At 65.7% G+C, this 14,966-nt stretch carries 14 protein-coding genes; 2 read left to right on the plus strand and 12 right to left on the minus strand.

The features are described from left to right. Positions 1 to 4: 4 nt before the first annotated feature. The 4 genes from guaA to guaB form a co-directional block, all read right to left on the minus strand. A complete protein-coding gene (gene guaA, locus MSTE_RS19060; RefSeq protein WP_096503594.1) occupies positions 5 to 1,573 on the minus strand; it encodes a glutamine-hydrolyzing GMP synthase in 1,569 nt (522 codons plus the stop codon). Between the two features lie 45 nt (positions 1,574 to 1,618). Next, positions 1,619 to 3,376 (minus strand): FAD-dependent oxidoreductase, encoded by a 1,758-nt coding sequence (locus MSTE_RS19065; protein ID WP_096503596.1) that lies wholly within the window; start codon positions 3,374 to 3,376, stop codon positions 1,619 to 1,621. 92 nt (positions 3,377 to 3,468) lie between these two features. Beyond that, on the minus strand, positions 3,469 to 4,605 hold the full coding sequence (locus MSTE_RS19070) for a GuaB3 family IMP dehydrogenase-related protein (protein ID WP_096503598.1): 1,137 nt from the start codon (positions 4,603 to 4,605) through the stop codon (positions 3,469 to 3,471). A 26-nt stretch (positions 4,606 to 4,631) separates the two neighbouring features. Then, the gene (gene guaB / locus MSTE_RS19075; RefSeq protein WP_030096781.1) at positions 4,632 to 6,167 is read right to left on the minus strand and encodes an IMP dehydrogenase; all 1,536 of its coding nucleotides are present in this window, start codon (positions 6,165 to 6,167) and stop codon (positions 4,632 to 4,634) included. Between the two features lie 163 nt (positions 6,168 to 6,330). Here guaB and MSTE_RS19080 point away from each other — a divergent pair, with 163 nt between their 5' ends. Further along, entirely contained in the window at positions 6,331 to 6,735 is a 405-nt protein-coding gene (locus MSTE_RS19080) for a DUF5319 domain-containing protein (RefSeq protein ID WP_005056069.1), read from the plus strand. A gap of 16 nt (positions 6,736 to 6,751) precedes the next feature. Here MSTE_RS19080 and MSTE_RS19085 read toward each other — a convergent pair whose 3' ends face one another. The 3 genes from MSTE_RS19085 to MSTE_RS19095 form a co-directional block, all read right to left on the minus strand. After that, positions 6,752 to 8,140 carry an anti-sigma-D factor RsdA gene (locus MSTE_RS19085; RefSeq protein ID WP_096506108.1) on the minus strand — a complete coding sequence of 463 codons (1,389 nt, stop codon included), beginning with the start codon at positions 8,138 to 8,140 and terminating at the stop codon, positions 6,752 to 6,754. Next, a complete protein-coding gene (locus MSTE_RS19090) occupies positions 8,133 to 8,714 on the minus strand; it encodes a sigma-70 family RNA polymerase sigma factor (protein WP_046254595.1) in 582 nt (193 codons plus the stop codon). Before MSTE_RS19090 ends, MSTE_RS19085 begins: the two co-directional genes overlap by 8 nt. Before the next feature lie 89 nt (positions 8,715 to 8,803). Further along, positions 8,804 to 9,631, minus strand: coding sequence for a hypothetical protein (locus MSTE_RS19095; RefSeq protein ID WP_096506110.1), 828 nt, complete (start codon positions 9,629 to 9,631; stop codon positions 8,804 to 8,806). A gap of 361 nt (positions 9,632 to 9,992) precedes the next feature. Here MSTE_RS19095 and MSTE_RS19100 point away from each other — a divergent pair, with 361 nt between their 5' ends. After that, the gene (locus MSTE_RS19100; protein ID WP_030096777.1) at positions 9,993 to 10,283 is read left to right on the plus strand and encodes a WhiB family transcriptional regulator; all 291 of its coding nucleotides are present in this window, start codon (positions 9,993 to 9,995) and stop codon (positions 10,281 to 10,283) included. A 68-nt stretch (positions 10,284 to 10,351) separates the two neighbouring features. Here MSTE_RS19100 and MSTE_RS19105 read toward each other — a convergent pair whose 3' ends face one another. The 5 genes from MSTE_RS19105 to tsaD all read right to left on the minus strand — a co-directional run bounded on the left by MSTE_RS19105 (position 10,352) and on the right by tsaD (position 14,958). Continuing rightward, positions 10,352 to 10,681 (minus strand): DUF4333 domain-containing protein, encoded by a 330-nt coding sequence (locus MSTE_RS19105; RefSeq protein WP_096506112.1) that lies wholly within the window; start codon positions 10,679 to 10,681, stop codon positions 10,352 to 10,354. Positions 10,682 to 11,249: 568 nt separating this feature from the next. Beyond that, positions 11,250 to 12,869: a chaperonin GroEL gene (gene groL, locus MSTE_RS19110; protein ID WP_096503600.1), complete on the minus strand. Its 1,620-nt coding sequence runs from the start codon at positions 12,867 to 12,869 to the stop codon at positions 11,250 to 11,252. A gap of 106 nt (positions 12,870 to 12,975) precedes the next feature. Beyond that, a complete protein-coding gene (gene groES, locus MSTE_RS19115) occupies positions 12,976 to 13,275 on the minus strand; it encodes a co-chaperone GroES (protein ID WP_005056050.1) in 300 nt (99 codons plus the stop codon). 181 nt (positions 13,276 to 13,456) lie between these two features. After that, the gene (locus MSTE_RS19120) at positions 13,457 to 13,927 is read right to left on the minus strand and encodes a nuclear transport factor 2 family protein (protein WP_269458216.1); all 471 of its coding nucleotides are present in this window, start codon (positions 13,925 to 13,927) and stop codon (positions 13,457 to 13,459) included. Then, positions 13,924 to 14,958, minus strand: coding sequence for a tRNA (adenosine(37)-N6)-threonylcarbamoyltransferase complex transferase subunit TsaD (gene tsaD / locus MSTE_RS19125; RefSeq protein WP_096503602.1), 1,035 nt, complete (start codon positions 14,956 to 14,958; stop codon positions 13,924 to 13,926). The genes MSTE_RS19120 and tsaD overlap by 4 nt, the downstream gene beginning before the upstream one ends. Positions 14,959 to 14,966: the final 8 nt, after the last annotated feature.

The following is a 14,966-nucleotide window of genomic DNA, read 5'->3' on the forward strand; positions in this document are numbered from 1 at the left end:
TAGCTCACTCCCATTCAATGGTGCCGGGCGGCTTGCTGGTGATATCCAGCACCACCCGGTTCACCTCGGGAACCTCGTTGGTGATCCGCGTCGAGATCCGCTCCAGCACCTCATACGGCAGGCGGGTCCAGTCAGCGGTCATCGCGTCCTCACTGGACACCGGCCGCAACACGATCGGGTGCCCGTAGGTACGTCCGTCGCCCTGCACACCGACCGAGCGCACATCGGCCAACAGCACCACCGGGCACTGCCAGATATTGCGGTCCTGACCAGCGGCAGTAAGTTCCTCGCGCGCAATGGCATCGGCACGGCGCAGGGTATCCAACCGATCGGAAGTAACCTCACCGACGATCCTGATGGCCAGCCCCGGCCCCGGGAACGGTTGCCGGCCAACGATTTCCTCGGGTAGACCCAGTTCACGGCCCACCGCGCGGACCTCGTCCTTGAACAGCAGCCGCAGCGGCTCCACCAGGGTGAAGGTCAGATCTTCGGGGAGTCCGCCCACGTTGTGGTGGCTCTTGATGTTGGCGGTGCCACTGCCACCCCCGGATTCGACGACATCGGGGTACAGCGTGCCCTGCACCAGGAACTCGATACCGTCCTCCGAGTTACCGATCGCATCGGAGACAGCGCCCTCGAACGCCCGGATGAATTCACGGCCAATGATCTTGCGCTTGGTCTCCGGATCGCTGACACCGGCCAGCTCACCCAAGAACGTCTCCGCGACATCGACAGTCACCAGCTTGGCGCCCGTGGCCGCCACGAAGTCGTGCTCCACCTGCGCCCGCTCGCCGCTGCGCAGCAGTCCGTGGTCAACGAACACACAGGTCAGCTTGTCGCCGATGGCGCGTTGCACCAGGGCCGCCGCCACCGCCGAGTCCACCCCGCCGGACAGCCCACACAGCGCACGCCCGTCCCCGATCTGCGCACGTACCTGCTCGACCAGCGATTCGGCGATATTGGCTGCCGTCCATGCCGATTCGATGCCCGCGAACTCATGCAGAAAGCGGCTGAGCACCTGCTGTCCGTGCGGCGAATGCAGCACCTCTGGGTGGTACTGCACCCCGGCCAGGCGCCGCGCCCGATCCTCGAACGCCGCCACGGGAGCACCCTCGCTGCTAGCGACCACGGTAAAACCTTGGGGCGCTTCGGTGACCGCATCGCCGTGGCTCATCCACACGGGTTGGACGTCGGGCAGCCCCTCGTGCAGATCTCCGCCCACGACCTTGAGCTCGGTGCGGCCGTACTCACTGGTGCCGGTGTGTGCGACGGTTCCGCCGAGCACCTGCGCCATCGCCTGAAAGCCGTAGCAGATACCGAAAACCGGAACATCCAAATCGAATACGGCGGGGTCGAGTTGAGGTGCACCCTCTTCGTAGACGCTCGACGGACCACCGGACAGGACGATGGCCCGAGGGTTGCGTTCCTTGATCTCATCGATGCTCGCCGAGTGCGGGATCACCTCGGAGAACACCCGCGCTTCACGCACGCGCCGTGCGATCAGCTGCGCGTACTGTGCCCCGAAGTCAATGACCAGAACCGGTCGGTCGCCATGCTGCTCCGTTTGCGCCACCGGCTTAGCTTAGTGGCGCTGGGGCTACTTCCCGCTTGCGGGGGACTAGCTGACCGACCGCACCGGTTCGATCGGCAGACTCCGCAATGCACCGGGCGCACCTGCCGGGACGACGGGGTGCGACGGAGGCACCGCCGCCATCCGCTGATACGGCAGACCCTGCTCCGGTCGCAGATCCGTCTCGCCCTTGTTGGGCCACAACGACGCCGCTCGCTCCGCCTGTGCGGTGATGCTCAGCGACGGGTTGACGCCCAGGTTGGCCGAGATGGCCGCACCGTCCACGACGTACATGGTCGGGTAGCCATACACCCGGTGATACGGATCGATGACGCCGTCTTCCGGGCTTGTTCCGATCACAGCCCCACCCAGGAAGTGCGCGGTCAGCGGGATGTTGAACAGCTCGCCCCAGGTGCCACCGGCCACACCGTCGATCTTGGCGGCCAGTCGCCTGGTGGCCTCGTTGCCCGCGGGAATCCAGGTGGGGTTGGGCTCGCCGTGGCCCTGCTTGCTGTCGAGGCGCCGCCAGAACAACGTCTTCTTGGTGAACGTGGTGATCGAGTTGTCCAGGTGCTGCATGACGAGGGCGATCACGGTGCGCTCGCTCCACTGCGTCACGTTGAGCATGCGCAAGGTGCCCCTCGGATCGGCACGGGCGGCCTCGATGAGCTGACGCCACCGTGACTTCCCGCCGTCTCCATCGGTCATCAGGGTCTGCAGTAGGCCCATCGCGTTGGAACCCTTGCCGTAGCGCACCGGCTCGATATGCGTGTCACTAGTCGGGTGGAACGAGGACGTGATGGCCACCCCGTGAGTGAGGTCCAGATCGTCCTTGTACTCCAATCGGCCTGCACCGACGATGGATTCGGAGTTGGTCCGGGTCAGCACACCGAGGCGCTGCGACAACCTGGGCAGCAGACCCTTGTCCTTCATCTTGAACAGCAGGTTCTGGGTGCCCCAGGTTCCGGCGGCCAGCACCACGTACTTGGCCGTGTAGGTCTTGCGCCGCTTGCGCACCCAGCGACCGGTGGTCTTGGTGGAGACTCGCCATATCCCGTCGGCACCCTCCTCCACAGCGGTGACGGTGGTGAGCGGAACAACCTGGGCACCAGAGGATTCGGCCAGTCCCAGATAGTTCTTGACGAGGGTGTTCTTGGCGCCGACCCGGCAACCGGTCATGCAGGAACCGCACTCGGTGCAGCCCACCCGGTCGGGTCCGGCACCGCCGAAGTAGGGATCGGCCACCTTGACTCCAGGCGCCTTGGCGCCCTCGGGCCCGAAGTACACACCCACCGGCGTGGCGACGAAGGTGTCACCGGCACCCATATCGTCGGCGACTTCCTTGATGAGCCGGTCCGCATCGGTGAAGGTGGGGTTCTTCACCACGCCGAGCATCCGCTGCGCCTGCTCGTAGTGCGGCGAGAGCTCGGAACGCCAGTCGGTGATGCCCCTCCACTGCGGATCGCTGAAGAAGGGCTCCGGCGGCACGTACAGGGTGTTGGCGTAGTTCAGCGAGCCACCGCCCACCCCGGCACCCGCCAGGATCATGCAGTTGCTCAGCAGGTGGATCCGCTGAATCCCGAAGCACTTGAACATCGGCGCCCACAGGAACTTGCGCAGATTCCACGACGTCTCGGCGAACTCCTCGTCCGAGAACCGGCGGCCGGCCTCCAGGACGCCCACGCGGTAACCCTTTTCGGTCAATCGCATGGCGGTGACGCTCCCGCCGAATCCGGATCCGACGATAAGGACGTCAAAGTCGGTATCTGCTTGAGCTTTCACAGGGACTGCTGCCGGTGATGACATCGTTGGCTACCTCCGCATGGTCACGTTACTGCCCAGTATGGAATACAACGAGGGGGGTAATGTAAATTAGGTCACCCTAAGTAGACACATGTCTAAGAGTTGACGGTCAGCCCGACCTTCTGAAATTCCTTCAGATCGCAGTATCCGGACTTCGCCATCGAACGACGGAGCCCACCAACAAGATTCAGCGTGCCAAACGGGTCATCGGAAGGCCCGGCAAGCACCTCGCTCAGCGGCGGCCGCTCCCCCACGGCCACCTGCAGCAGCGCGCCACGAGGCAGCGAGGGATGCGCGGCAGCATTCGGCCAGAACCACCCGTCACCGGCGGCCTCCTGGGCGGCGGCCAGCGGCGTCCCCAGCACGACGGCGTCGGCACCGCAGGCGATCGACTTCGCGAGGTCACCCGAGGTGTGGATATCGCCGTCGGCCAGCACATGCACATAGCGGCCGCCGGTCTCGTCGAGATATTCACGGCGGGCCGCAGCGGCGTCCGCGATGGCGGTGGCCATCGCGACGCTGATACCCAGTACCTCGCCGCTGGTCGTCGCACCCGCAGTCTGCCCGTACCCGACGATGACACCCGCGGCACCCGTGCGCATCAGATGCAGCGCCGTGCGGTGATCGATAACGCCACCGGCGACGACGGGGATATCCAGCTCGGAGATAAAGGTTTTCAAGTTGAGCGGCTCACCGTCACGGGCCACCCGCTCGGCCGAGACGATGGTGCCGTGGATGACCAGCAGGTCGATACCGGCAGAGATCAAGTGCGGGGTGAGCAGCTGTGCATTCTGCGGGCTCACCCGCACGGCGGTGGTCACTCCGGCACCGCGAACCTCGGCGATGGCCGCTGCCAGTAACTCGGGATCGATTGGCGCCGAATGCAACTGCTGCAACAACCGAATCGCGGAGGAAGGCTCCGGCTCCTTCTGGGCGACCTCGACCACCTCGGCGATGCGGGCCTCGACATCTGCGTGCCGACCCCACAATCCCTCACCGTTGATGACACCCAGCCCACCGGCCCGCCCGAGCTCTACGGCGAATCGCGGCGAAACCAGTGCGTCGGTGGGGTGTGCCACCACCGGAATCTCGAAGCGGTAGGCATCGAGCTGCCACGCCGTCGACACGTCCTGCGAGGAACGCGTGCGGCGCGACGGGACAATGTTCACGTCATCGAGTTCATAGGTACGACGAGCTGTTCTGCCCATGCCGATTTCGACGAGGTCACGCATGTTGACTTCCTTTGCGGTGCCGACTGTTAACGCACGTAGTAGTTCGGCGCTTCGGCCGTCATGGTGATGTCATGCGGATGGCTCTCCTTGAGCCCGGCCGCGGTGATCTGTACAAACTGGGCACGCTGCAGCTCTTCGATGCTCGACGCCCCGGTGTACCCCATGGCAGCACGCAGGCCACCCGTCAATTGATGCATGACCGTCGACAACGGGCCGCGGAACGGGACCCGGCCCTCGATACCTTCGGGCACCAGCTTGTCCTCGGACAACACGTCGTCCTGGAAGTAGCGGTCCTTCGAGTAGCTCCGTCCGGTGTTCCCGGCCGCACCGCGTCCCTGCATGGCCCCCATGGACCCCATGCCGCGGTAGCTCTTGAACTGCTTGCCGTTGACGAAGATCAATTCACCGGGCGACTCGGCAGTACCCGCCAGCAGCGACCCGAGCATCGTCGTGGACGCACCGGCGGCAAGCGCCTTGGCGATATCGCCCGAATACTGCATGCCGCCGTCGGCGATCACCGGGACACCGGCCAGGTGGCAGACCGCCGAGGCCTCCAGGATCGCGGTGATCTGCGGTGCACCCACACCGGCCACCACACGGGTGGTGCAGATGGAGCCCGGACCCACGCCGACCTTCACCGCATCGGCGCCCGCCTCGATGAGCGCCGCGGCACCCGACCGGGTGGCGACGTTTCCGCCGACCACGTCGACGCGCTCACCCACCTCGGCCTTGAGCTTGCCGACCATGTCCAGCACCTTGCGGTTGTGCGCGTGCGCGGTGTCCACGATCAGCACATCGACGCCGGCGTCCACGAGCGCCATGGCCCGCGTCCACGCGTCATCGCCCACACCGACCGCCGCACCGACGAGAAGCCGTCCGTCGCTGTCCTTGGTGGCATTGGGATGCTGCTCGGTCTTCGCGAAATCCTTGACCGTGATGAGGCCGGTCAGACGGCCGTCACCGTCGACGATCGGGAGCTTCTCGATCTTGTTTCGCCGCAACAGCCCCAGCGCGGCGTCCGCAGTCACTCCCTGGCGCGCGGTGATCAGCGGCGGCTTGGTCATCACCTCGGCGACCGGCTTGGACAGATCGGCCTCGAACCGCATGTCCCGGTTGGTGATGATCCCCACGAGTGCACCCTGAGGATTCACCACCGGCAGACCCGATATCCGGAACCGCGCACAGAGCGCGTCGACCTCGGCGAGGGTGTTCTCGGGCGAGCACGTCACCGGGTTGGTCACCATGCCGGCCTCGGACCGCTTGACGGTCTCCACCTGGCCGGCTTGATCCTCCAGAGACAGGTTGCGGTGCAGCACGCCCATTCCGCCGGCACGCGCCATAGCGATAGCCATCCTGGCCTCGGTCACGGTGTCCATCGCCGAGCTGACAAGCGGGACATTGAGCCTGATCCGCTTGGTCAGCTGAGACGAGGTGTCCGCGCCGTTCGGCAACACATCCGATGCCGCGGGCAGCAACAGCACATCATCGAAGGTCAGACCGAGCATGGCGACCTTGTGCGGATCGTCGCCGCCGGTGTGGACGGACCCTGCCGCAATGGTCATTCAAGCCTCCATGCCAGATAGCCGTCGTATACATCCCCAGTGCGCAACGGATGCGCAATAGAGCGGATTATGACCATCCTATCGGCTCGCCTCGTACTCGATATCCCCGGACATGCCCCAGGTGAGCTGGCGCGCGAACCCGCGAATTGCGTACTCTAAGAGAGTGCGCGACCACTTTCCGCCGGGATTGCCACCTGACCCCTTCGCCGACGATCCCCATGATCCGTCGGCCGCGCTCGATGCGATCGAGCCGGGCCAGCCGCTCGACCCGCAGGAACGGATCGCGGTCGAGGAAGATCTCGCGGACCTCGCGGTCTACGAGGCGCTGCTCGCCCACAAGGGAATCCGCGGCCTGGTCGTTTGCTGTGACGAATGCCAGCAGGATCACTATCACGACTGGGACATGCTCCGCGCGAATCTGCTGCAGTTGCTCGTCGACGGAACCGTCCGTCCACACGAACCTGCCTTCGATCCCGAGCCCGAAGCCTATGTGACCTGGGATTACTGCCGCGGATATGCCGATGCCTCACTCAACGAGGCGGCGACGGACCGCGACGGATTCCGCTGATTTAGCCGCTTTCGGCTTACTCGCCCGCGCTCGCACCCGAGCCACTACCGTGGCTCGACGATCCACCCCCGGGATTGGCCGGCGCCACCGGCACCGAGGTCATCGGCGGCGCGTGCCGCGACGGACCGTCTGCACCCGAACCCGCACTCCCGGCACCGCCGGGGAATCCATTGATGCTCCCGGAGCCCGGGCTGTTGATGGAGCCGGGGTTGTTCACGGGTGCCTGGAAGATCGGCACCGGGTTGTCAGGGGTACGGGTGATCGGCGACGGCGCCTGAATCGTCGTCGGCGCGGTGATGACCGGAGTGTCAACGGCTCCGCGCGGGGTCGTGACGATGGTCACCCCACCGGGAGTTGTCGGGACGGTCACGATCGGCGCCGTTGACGGCACCACGGTGCTGACCGTCACGCTCGGCACCGACGTCGTCACCCCGGGGACGGAGGTGGATGTCACGAGCGTCGAGGGTGCCGTCGACGTCTCCGTCACGATGGACGGAGTCGACGTCGCCGTTGATGTCGATACCGACGGTGTCGACGTCACCGGCACAGAGGTCGAGGTCGAGCCGGAAGTGCTCGTCGATGTCGAACCGGACGAGCCGGTGGTCTCCGCTGGCGATGAGGTCGTGGCGGTCGTCTCCGAGGTCGATGTGGACGGCGTCGTGGACGTGGACGTCGTATCCGACGTCGAGGTCGATGTTGACGTCGTGGAAGTCGTCGAGGTCGTGGTGGCCGCAATCACCGGAGGTGACAGCATGATTCGCGGAGTCTCGGTCACCATCTCCGGCGGGACCGTCGCCACGGGGTCCTTGGCGTCGATCCTGACCTCCGCCTGCTGCACCCGGCTGGCCAGTTCGGCCTTCTGCTGGGCATCGCCGACCTCGTTGACGCGCGCGGCCGCCACCCCGAGCTGCTGCTGCGCCCCTTCCCAATCACCTTGGGAAATAAGCTTTTCCACCTGAGCGAGTTCGGTCTGCGCCGAGAGCACCACGGGATCGGTGCGCACCGTCGGGCCCGCACCGAACAACGAGGTACGCAGCCCGTACAACGCGTCACCGGGGTGCGATTGGTATACCGCCGCACCGAATCCACCGAACAGCAACGTCACGGCGGCGGCCGAACCCACCGTCGTGGCCAGCAGCCGGGAACGACCACCACGGTCGCGCAATGCGTTACGCGCCTGCCCGAGAGTGGGTTTGTCCGGCATCGGTTCACGCCCGACATCCTCGCGCCACGCCGCCAACATCATCGCCACGGCGTACTCGTCGGAATCGGAAGTCGCCACCGGCAGATCCGCCGCGATGGCGTCGATCATCCGATTGGTGCGCCGCAATGCCGCCAGGTCCTCGGGACCCTCGTTCTCCTGCCAGCCCTGGCCGCCGGGGAACCATCCGCGTCCATCAGCCACGGTGATCACCGCCCGCCCGCGTCATCTCTGCCTTCAGTCTCTGCAACGCCCGGTGCTGCGCCACCCGCACCGCGCCCGCACTACTACCCACCGCATCGGCCGTCTCCTCTGCCGACAGGCCGACGACGACCCGAAGGATCAGGATCTCGCGTTGCTTCTCGGGCAACACCTCCAGCAGTGCCTGCATCCGCCGCGCCGACTCGGAGTTCAACGCCTCCTGCTCGGGCCCCGCATGGCGGTCGAACTGCTCCGGAAGGCTCTCGGCCGGATCGGACTTGTCTCGAGCCATCGCACGATGCGCATCGGCCACCTTGTGCGCGGCAATGCCGTACACAAACGCCAGGAACGGGCGTCCCTGATCCTGATAGCGAGGCAGCGCTGCGATCACCGCGAGACACACCTCCTGCGCAACGTCGTCTGCGGAGAGACCACTTCTTTCCGCCGTGCCGACCCGCGCGCGGCAATATCGCACCACGACGGGCCTGATGGCACTAAGTACCTCGGAGAGCGCGTCGCGATCGCCTTTGACGGCAGCAGCAACGACGTCGTCGAGCCCGCTCTCCGTACTTGTCATCGACTGCGCATTCCCCAGCGTTACGTGTGATGCACCGTGGTGGTGCTGTTACCTAGGACAATAGCGTTGGCTGCAGACGGGGAACGCATTTAGTCCACCGCCTCAAGACGCCAACGGCCGCCCGCATGGGCTATCCAGGCGGCACAGTCGCGGCGAACAGCAACAAGGTCTTCGTGGCCCTGTCCCGCCTCCCCGGAAGTAGGCAGACTCGCCAACATCGCGGACAGCGCCCAGCGCAGCGGCACCAGCGCGTTCGCCGTAGCGGCCTCTAATCCGCGGGCGGCGACGGCCGCGGACTCATCGAAATCACCAGCACTACTGAGCGCCGCCGCGAGCACCATTTCCGTCTTGACCTGGTGTCTTACCGAGGGCACGTCGAGCGCGAGACCTTCGGCGGCGCGGGCGTACCGCAGCGATCGCGCACCGTCCCCGGAGACCATCGCCAGCTCTGCACGCACCCAGGCCAGTCGCAAAGGCAGGCGCCACGGCCAACGAACATCACCGTGCGCAGACAACGGCTCGGCCTGCTCCAGTAACGCGTGAGCAAGCGGGAACCGCGCCAGCCCCAGCGCATCCGCCGCCAGCCCGATGAGCGCATCGGACCGCGCCTCGGCATCTCCATCGGCCAGCGCCAATGCTCGGCCGTCCAAACCGCGTGCCTGTGCATGCCAACCAAGCTGACGCACCAGGGATGCGCGCGTACTCAGCGCGCGCGAGACCAACGCACCGGGACGTGACACCGCGATGGCGTCCAGCTCTGCATGCGCGGCGGCATAGCGTCCTGCTCCCCCCAGGGCCACGGCACGCAGCCACACATCCTCGGGCGTGGCAGCGTGAGGAAGCGGCCAGATTGCTGGGAGCGGCCCGAAGGCGGCGTCGGTAAGCACCGCTGCTGCGGACGATCGGAAAGTCACCATGGGCGCGGTCACGGTACCAATTCCCCAAGAAATGGAGTTAACAGTTGATGCAGCGGATGTTAAATCCACGTCAACGGATGGCGTAAACAGTTGCCGAACGCCACGTTAAGGAAACGGAAAACCCACGGCCAAAACGGGCTGACCACGCAGGTGAGCGAGCGTTACGTACCAACGAAGAGCAAAGACGATGAACGTGATGTTAATTCTGGACCTAATGGCGTGATGTTGCCATGATCATCGCCTATTGACTGGATTTCGACCGCGCACCTACTTTGTGTACACCGCTTGTCATCGGCGACACGTCTGGTGCTACTTCACTCACGCGCAGGTCGACTGCGCGCGCAGCGAGAGGGTTAACCACATGCCGCAGCCACAGCAATTGCCTGGGCCCAACGCAGATATTTGGGATTGGCAGATGAAGGGCCTTTGCCGAGGGGTCGATTCGTCAGTGTTCTTTCATCCCGACGGTGAACGCGGCCGCGCCCGCGCTCAACGCGAGATGAAGGCCAAGGAGATGTGCCGGGCGTGCCCGGTGCTGGTGCAGTGCCGCGCACATGCGTTGGCCGTCGCCGAGCCCTACGGAATCTGGGGTGGACTTTCGGAGTCCGAGCGCGAACTGATCCTGCGCCGCGGGATACGTCGCTCCGCGTAATACGTGCAGCATGCGTTGGGCCCCCGCGACCTGATGGTGGCGGGGGCCCAACGTTTGCGGAGATCGACCTAAGCGGCGGAGCCCGCCGGCCGGTCATCGACCTTCCAGTTGAAAGCGATCTGCGATCCCTGGACGTCGGTCGCCATGACTGTGACGTCGATCGTCCTTCCCTCCGCATCGACGACCGCGCACCGCTGAGTTGCGCCCTTCTGACCCTTCAACGGCCCGTCACACGTGGCGCCGGTGAGCGTGACCCCGGTCTTGTCCCTGATGCCGTCCGTAAGCCCCTGCTCCAGCTTCGCCTTGGCGAGCTCGGGTGACGATGACCCCAAGCTGACGTTCGCCTCGCAGCCCGAGAGCAACAGCCCGGCCAGGGCAAGCACCGTCAGTCGTGACATCTGAGTGGACATCCGTCCAGTAAACCTCGGCCGCCCGCATGGACTGACGCCTATGCAACCCAACCCCGGACTAGCACCGCCAATAACCACTTACCCGGGTGCCATTCCTCTTCGTATAACCGTTGACCCAGGTGCAACCGGCATTGGGGATGTTCGGACTGCCGACATTAGGGACGTTCGGAGTGCCGACACCAACACCGATACCGACAGGCGGAGGCGAGACAGCGGGTGGCACAACAGGGGCGGGGGCAGACGTAGTGGGCGAAGAAGTCGCCACCGCGCAGTGCTCCGACTCCGGGTAATCAACGCACAGCTGGCGGTCTATGTGTGTCCACTGGCCAGCGCTACAGAGTGAACACGTCCCGTTAGGTCCGGGGCTGATCGCTCCGTCTCGACAATCTGCACGAGCGACCGGGGCGACGAAGCACGTGGCCACACCTCCAGCGAGAACAACGAAGCTCAGAATTAGCGAAGCAATACGCATTCCGAAAACTTACCCACACAGGCAGTTCACAGAAACGAAAACACCCCCGGTCCTGTTGGGCCGGGGGTGTTTTCGTGTGTATGCCTAGTGAGCGTGGCCGTGGTGGCCGTGCCCGTGATCTGCTTCCTCGGCCGGCTTCTCGACGATGCTGGTCTCGGTGGTCAGGATCATCCGTGCGGCGGATGCCGCGTTGATGACGGCCGAACGGGTCACCTTCACCGGATCGATGACGCCATCGGCGATCAGGTCGCCGTACTCCAGCGTGGCCGCATTGAAGCCATGCCCCGCGTCCAGCTCGGCCACCTTGCTCACCACAACGGCGCCGTCCAGCCCGGCGTTAGTCGCGATCCAGAACAGGGGCGCGGACAACGCGGCCTCGAACACGTCGACACCCTTGGCCTCGTCACCCTTGAGCTCGACACGCAAACCGTCCAGGGCCGAACGAGCCTGCACCAGAGCACTGCCGCCACCGGCGACGATGCCCTCCTCCACGGCGGCCTTGGCCGCCGAGACGGCGTCCTCGACACGGTGCTTGCGCTCCTTGAGTGCGGTGTCGGTGGCAGCACCCACCTTGATCACCGCGACACCGCCGGCCAGCTTGGCCAGGCGCTCCTGCAGCTTCTCGCGGTCCCAGTCCGAGTCGGTGGTCTCGATCTCCGCCTTCAGCTGAGCGACACGCGCCTTGATGGCGTCCTCGGCGCCGCCGCCCTCGACGATGACCGTCTCGTCCTTGCTCACCACAATGCGGCGCGCGGTGCCGAGCACCTCGATGCCGGCCTCGCGCAGCGACAGACCCACGTCGGGGTTGACCACCTGAGCGTTGGTGACGATCGCCAGGTCCTCCAGGAACGCCTTGCGGCGGTCGCCGAAGAACGGCGCCTTCACCGCGGCGGCCTTGAGAGTCTTGCGGATCGCGTTGACGACCAGAGTGGACAGCGGCTCACCCTCCACGTCCTCGGCCACGATCAGCAGCGGCTTGCCCTCCTTGGCCACCAACTCCAGCAGCGGCAGCAGGTCGGGCAGCGAGCTGATCTTGTCGCGGTGCAGCAGCACCAGCGCGTCTTCCAGGATCGCCTTCTGCTCATCGAAGTCGGTCACGAAGTATTGCGACAGATAGCCCTTGTCGAACTGCACACCGTCGGTGATGACCAGCTCGGTGTTGATGGTCGACGATTCCTCGACGCTGACCACACCGTCGCCGCCAACCTTGGTCATGGCCTCGCCGACCAGTTCGCCGATCTCCGGATCGCGTGAGGAGACCGTGGCCACCTGGGCGATGGCGTGCTCACCGGATACCGGCGCGGCCACCGTCAGCAGACGCTCGGACACCGCGTCGGCGGCGCGGGCTATACCGGCGCCGAGCGCAATCGGGTTGGCACCAGCGGCCACATTGCGCAGACCGGCCTTGACCAGCGCCTGGGCCAACACCGTGGCGGTGGTGGTGCCGTCACCGGCGACGTCGTTGGTCTTGGTCGCCACTGCCTTGACCAGCTGGGCACCCAGGTTTTCGAAGGGGTCTTCCAGGTCGATGTCGCGGGCGATGGTGACACCGTCGTTGGTCACGGCGGGACCGCCGAATGCCTTGGCCAGCACCACGTGCCGACCGCGGGGACCGAGCGTGACCTTGACCGCGTCGGCCAGCTTGTTGACCCCGGCTTCCAGGGCGCGGCGCGCGGTCTCATTGAATTCGATCAGCTTGCTCATGTGTTCTCTCTATTCGGCTGATTCAGCACCGACAGGAATGGGTAAAACGCGTGCCGCCCCGGAAAACGCCTGCAACGCAGGTGGTTTCCGGGGCGGTCACACGGTGTTACTTGCTAACGACAGCCAGCACGTCGCGAGCCGACAGGATCAAGTACTCCTCGCCGTTGTACTTGATCTCGGTGCCGCCGTACTTGCTGTAGATGACGACGTCACCCTCGGACACGTCCAGGGGGATCCGCTTTTCGCCATCCTCATCCCAGCGGCCGGGGCCAACTGCGACGACGGTGCCTTCTTGCGGCTTCTCCTTGGCGGTGTCCGGGATGACCAGACCGGACGCGGTCGTGGTCTCGGCCTCATTGGCCTGAACGAGGATCTTGTCCTCGAGTGGCTTGATGTTCACGGCCACAGTGATCCCTTTCCCTCTCAGGGTGGCTCGGTGGGCCTGATGCCCATGAGCCGGATTGTCAACAGATGCTTCGGCGGCCGGATGAGTGTCGCGCCGTCGTCGCGGGTGCCGACACGACGTCAACCGATCGCCATCTAGCACTCTATACATGAGAGTGCTAGCGCTCAAGGCTGGGTTGTCGTTACCCGCTCAGGGCCCCCGGATCCATGAGCAGGTGGGCCGACACATCGCCGACCATCTCCACATCCACCCGGCGCGAGCTGAAATACCACCCGTGCCCGTCACGACCGAACGTATCCCGGTATCGACCCACCACAATCGGCTGCAGCGGCAGCTGCTCGGTGGCCTGCACCACGCAAAACGTCGACCGCGCCGAGGCCGTGTGGGCGCCCGCGACCTCGACGATCGGGTTGAGCACCAGATGCCTGGTACGCGGAGTGCCACCGGTCTCGCGGTAGCGACGGGTGGTGGTGAAGAAGAGCTTGGTGATCGCCGAGGCGCCGGACACACTGCCCTGCTCGCCGCCGAAGGAGCCGCGGCCGAGGAGTTCCCCGACTCCGTCGAAGTCCCCTGCGTCCATCAGTTCGGCGTATCGATACAACAGATCGGTGATGGCAAGGCGGTCGGCCACGCCGTCGCTGGGGCCCGTCACCGCACCTGCCCCTTCACCACCGGCAGCCCAGGATCCGCCGCGGCCTGCAGCGAGGAGGGCTCGGCGCCCGCAGCCACCAGATGCGCCGCGAAGGAAGCGATCATGGCGCCGTTGTCGGTGCACAACCGCAGCGGTGGCACGCGAAGCGTCAGACCGGCCTCGGCACACCGCTGCTCGGCAAGTACGCGCACCCGCGAGTTGGCGGCCACACCACCGGCAATCAGCAGCGTCGAGACCCCCAGGTCCGTCGCCGCGCGCACCGCCTTCATGGTCAGCACGTCGGCGACCGCCTCCTGAAAGCCCGCAGCCACATCGGCGGCAGAGAAATCCGAGTCTTCGCGGTGTTTTTCCATGTAGCGCGCAACGGCCGTCTTAAGCCCCGAGAAGCTGAAACTGTGCCTGTCGTCGCGCGGCCCCGTCATGCCTCGCGGAAACGGGACAGCCGATGAATCTCCTTGTTGCGCAAGCTCGTCGAGCACCCTACCGCCCGGGTACCCCAGGCCGAGTAACCGCGCGACCTTGTCGTAGGCCTCACCGGCGGCATCATCCACTGTGGCACCGAGTTCCTCGATGGGCTCGGCCAGCGAGCGCACATGCAGCAGGCTGGTGTGCCCGCCCGAGACCAACAGCGCCACGCATTCGGGCAGCGGCCCGTTCTCGTAGACGTCGGCGGCAATGTGCCCGCCCAGATGGTTCACCCCATAGAAGGGCACACCCCAGGCCAGCGCCAGCCCCTTGGCGGCCGATACCCCGACCAGGAGCGCACCCGCAAGACCCGGACCGATGGTCGCGGCGACCACGTCGGGCTTCTGCACGCCGGCGGTGTCCAACGCGCGCCGCGCGGTGACGCCGAGTGCCTCCAGATGCGCGCGGGAGGCGATCTCGGGTACCACCCCACCGAAACGTGCGTGCTCGTCGACGCTGGAGGCCACCTCGTCGGCCAACAGCACCACCGACCCGTCGGGGGTCAGCTCGGCGATACCCACTCCGGTTTCGTCGCAGGAGCTTTCGATGGCAAGGATGACTGTCATGGCCGCAC

Origin of the sequence: [Mycobacterium] stephanolepidis (assembly GCF_002356335.1) — a bacterium.
Taxonomy (GTDB): domain Bacteria; phylum Actinomycetota; class Actinomycetes; order Mycobacteriales; family Mycobacteriaceae; genus Mycobacterium; species Mycobacterium stephanolepidis.

Bases quoted from the DNA above. Each gene is read 5' to 3' on its own strand.
- tsaD (WP_096503602.1), bottom strand. From the start codon at position 14,958: ATGACAGTCATCCTTGCCATCGAAAGCTCCTGCGACGAAACCGGAGTG.
- MSTE_RS19090 (WP_046254595.1), bottom strand. From the start codon at position 8,714: ATGACAAGTACGGAGAGCGGGCTCGACGACGTCGTTGCTGCTGCCGTC.
- guaB (WP_030096781.1), bottom strand. From the start codon at position 6,167: ATGACCATTGCGGCAGGGTCCGTCCACACCGGCGGCGACGATCCGCAC.
- MSTE_RS19065 (WP_096503596.1), bottom strand. From the start codon at position 3,376: ATGTCATCACCGGCAGCAGTCCCTGTGAAAGCTCAAGCAGATACCGAC.
- MSTE_RS19105 (WP_096506112.1), bottom strand. From the start codon at position 10,681: ATGTCACGACTGACGGTGCTTGCCCTGGCCGGGCTGTTGCTCTCGGGC.
- MSTE_RS19095 (WP_096506110.1), bottom strand. From the start codon at position 9,631: ATGGTGACTTTCCGATCGTCCGCAGCAGCGGTGCTTACCGACGCCGCC.
- MSTE_RS19100 (WP_030096777.1), top strand. From the start codon at position 9,993: ATGCCGCAGCCACAGCAATTGCCTGGGCCCAACGCAGATATTTGGGAT.
- MSTE_RS19070 (WP_096503598.1), bottom strand. From the start codon at position 4,605: ATGCGTGACCTCGTCGAAATCGGCATGGGCAGAACAGCTCGTCGTACC.
- groL (WP_096503600.1), bottom strand. From the start codon at position 12,869: ATGAGCAAGCTGATCGAATTCAATGAGACCGCGCGCCGCGCCCTGGAA.